This window comes from Candidatus Neomarinimicrobiota bacterium (assembly GCA_034716895.1).
In the GTDB taxonomy this organism is placed as follows: domain Bacteria; phylum Fidelibacterota; class UBA8477; order UBA8477; family JABMPR01; genus JABMPR01.
The window spans coordinates 1-3,692 of sequence record JAYEKW010000033.1 but is presented as its reverse complement, the minus strand read 5'-3'; the positions used below and the strand labels follow the sequence as shown (position 1 = coordinate 3,692).

The 3,692-nt window shown below is 45.2% G+C and carries 2 protein-coding genes and 1 riboswitch; both genes read left to right on the top strand.

What is annotated here, in order from left to right:
• On the top strand, positions 1–878 hold an 878-nt coding region (locus U9Q77_02390; protein ID MEA3286213.1), incomplete at its 5' end, for a cytochrome C.
• 8 nt (positions 879–886) lie between these two features.
• A riboswitch (molybdenum cofactor riboswitch) is annotated at positions 887–1,019 on the top strand.
• A gap of 112 nt (positions 1,020–1,131) precedes the next feature.
• Positions 1,132–3,381, top strand: a complete 2,250-nt coding sequence (locus U9Q77_02385; GenBank protein MEA3286212.1) for a TonB-dependent receptor — start codon at positions 1,132–1,134, stop codon at positions 3,379–3,381.
• Positions 3,382–3,692: the final 311 nt, after the last annotated feature.

Sequence of the window (3,692 nt, the reverse complement as noted above, 5' to 3'; positions counted from 1 at the left end):
TGGATGGAAATGAAAAACAACCTATGACCCATGATGTAAGCGCACGACTGGCTACAGAATCTCAGGCACCCTGGAGTTTCAGGACGGTCTGGGACGAAGAGAATCTGGGTAGTTGGGAAGTCAAACGTGAACGCATGGAATCTATTTGTGCAAGTTGTCATGCCCCCGATTTTATCGAAACCTACCTACTTACAGCGGATTTGGTCAACCTCCAATACAATGAGATGCGTCGCACCTTTGTTTACTGGACCAAGAAATTAACGGGCAGTGGCGTCATTGATCGTCTTGAAGCAGAGGGTAAGTTTAAATCAAATCCTGTGTTGAATGGCTGGGATGAAGTCCCTGAGCAGGAGATGTATAACTCCTGGCACCACCAGGGTCGTCGTTTTCGTCATGGTGCTGAAATGATGGGTGCTGATTATACCCAATGGCATGGTGTCTGGGAGATGCAGCTGTCCATGATCGAGATGATCACCTGGGCTGCTGAGCAGGGTGATCCTGAAGCTGAAGAATGGGTGAACAACAACCATCCTTCAAAATTCATTCCCTATGCCCTCTATGATATACCTGGCAGTGCCTGGGGAATCAATGTCATGGCTGATACCACACCCTTTGTTTATTCGTATGAAGACTATTGGGATAGAATAAAAGCCAACGTTGAAGCTGCCTATCACAATGGTTTTCTCGCCAAAGATCAGTGGGAATTATGGTTGGATCGATATGAGAATCTCGAACATTACAGTGGTCTGAAGTATGTAGATCGACCTGAGGTACAGGAGCTCTGGAATATGTACAAAGAGCGCAATGTTATCGATACAGAAGCATTTACAGAAAAAGCTGTTAAGCTAAAATTGCCCGGGAAACCATTCGGCGACTAATAACAGCAATGAACATATAACTCCGTGCGTGGAGACCTAAGAACTCGGTTTATGGTCTCCACGCCGTGGGTACAGCTGGAAACGGCTGTGTCTCCCGATCAGGCTTAGCCCTGTGAATTGGAAAGGAGAATGGTTAAAAATCTGATTCGTCCTGGAGATGTCAATCCTGACACGATTGGTTTCAAGGAAACAGGATTAGATTTTTAGCTAAAACACGATGAAAAGCTTAAAATTTTTTCCCCCAAGATCAACTTTGATTAGCCTGCTTACTTTACTTTTATCCCTGGGTAGTAATGCCCAGGCGACAGATCAGCTCAAGGGAAGAGTATGGGATGCCAACAACCAACAACCCGTACCAGGTGTGGAAATCAAAGTCGATGCATCTTCGATTGCTTCCACAAGCGATGACGATGGCTATTATGAAATCGACTTAAACTCATTTGATACTGAACAGATACGCTTTAGCCATATTGGCTACCAGGACCAGATAATTGAAATTCTCAGGGATGGTGAAATCCTTGAATCCCTGGATGTTTATCTACAACCCACAATCTTGCATGGGAATGAGGTCATGGTTACTGCTACTCGTACCAGCCGTAGCCTGGCTCAAATTCCAGGACGAGCAGAAGTGATCCTCTCTGCAGATTTTAATCATACAACCGCTACCCGGATCGATGCTGCTCTGCAGCGTATCCCGGGGATAAACATACACCGTACCTCAGGGGATTATGAAGTACGCCCTGTGATTAGCATGCGAGGTGTCGGGGGAGGTGATCCGGGTAGAACCCTGGTTCTCGTGGATGGAGTTCCACTGAATAAATCAGACACGGGAGTAGCAAATCTCAAGCGAATTCAGATGCAGCGGATTGATCGTGTGGAAATACTAAAAGGTGCGGGATCAGCACTTTATGGTGCCAGTGCCATGGGTGGTGTCATCAATATTCTTACTCGGCCGGCCCCAGATAATTTTAGCGGTCAGATAGATTTTCATAGCGGCACACATAATACAAAAAATATTAATATGAGTTTGGCTCGTCGTTTCGATAATGGTATAGAACTGTCCCTGAGCGGATATGACGGAAAAGGGGATGGATATCTCGATATTCCCGATACGCTTCAGGACCAGTACACAGTTCCTCTCTTTTTCAATGAAACTGGAGGGAGTGTACGACTGGGTTTGAATCGGTCGCCTGCTTTGGCTGTTAAACTGAGTTATTCCATTGACATGGATAAGCGTGGAGAAGGTTATAAAATCGAACATGAACTGGGGAATCATCGTGATTTCACCACTGAAAATTTCCAGCTTAATCTGAAGGGGAAACTTAGTGTCGGCCACTATGATATTAGTGCCTATATCCAGCAAGAAGATTACCTGCGGGTTAGCGAGGCTTTTAAAAAAGCCACATATAACCGTTTTGATGTAAAATCCAATCGACTGGATCGTGGAATCCATGCCCTCTTGAGCAGTGAGGTAGGTTTCCTCCATACACTCACTGCCGGACTGGAGGGTAAATTGGGTAGTGTCGACGGAGGTGACTATTATTTGACTTCCCCTGACACCATTTTGAACCGGGGAGAAATGATCTTCCTATCCGCTTATGTCCAGGATGAGATTCAGTTATTAGACAAGCGTCTGCGTTTGCTGGCTAGCTTACGACAGGATCATGTGACCTTTCAGAATGGTAGTTTTTCGGCCAATCAGACCAATAATGCTTTTTACGCCTACAGCGGGGAGCTTGATGATCATAGCTGGTCAGCCTGGAGTCCCAGGATCGGTTTGAGATACGTATCATCAGCTCAGCTCAGTGCCTATGCGAATTACTCCAGGGGTTTCCGAGCGGCGCCATTGGATGATATCTGTCGCTCAGGATTTATGCGACTCGGCCCTAAAATTGCCAATCCGGAATTAGGACCAGAAACCATTAGAAGTGTTGAGCTGGGTCTGGATTATTCTCCCAATACCTCATTTAGTCTGGCTCCCAGTTTTTACTTCTCACAGGGGGAAGATTTTCTGTATTATGTCGCTACTGGCGATTCACTGTGGGGAAGAAGTCCCATCTTTAAACGAGAGAATGTAACCAGTGTGGAAATTGTGGGAAGTGAACTGGAAATGGCAATAAAGCCATACAGCAATTTGCAGATTTCAGCCCATCTAACTCTTAACAAATCTACGATTGACGTTTTTAATGAGAACCCAGAACTGCAGGGGAATGACTTAATTTTTTCTCCCCGCAAGCAAACCGGGCTCAACCTGTTCTGGGAACCCTCATGGGCGAGTATTACCCTGGATTTACACTATAAAGGAGAACAGTTTCTTGATGATGCCAACGTTGAGAAATTGCCAGCCTATGCGCTGCTTGACATGTTTGTCTCTAAAACGCTGTGGGAGCATGTGCAGCTCACGATGGGAATTGTGAACATGGGTGATAAGCGTTATCTGGAAAACTTAGAACGCTTGTCGCCAGGTCGTCTCTATCAATTTCAAGCGTCATATGAATGGTAGAACTTTTCACAATCCTAAAAGCAATGTAGTCTACTCAGGTGATGGGAATAGTGTAATCTCCCTCTATTTCGTGAAGAGTATGGTGGTAGATCCACAACCGACCCGCAAGGTTTACTTCACCGGATTAATCAACATAGACAAAAATGGTTTCAGCCATTTATTATTCTCTCCCGGTTAAAGCTATTTAGTCTGATACGAAATTTGTCTGATTCTTTCTGGCAAGTGTTCTTCTTCAAGCACTAATCCTATCTCGTCATGTTTTGCATCAGCGAGACTCGCTAGTCGTTCAACCATTCCCAGGGACATTAACA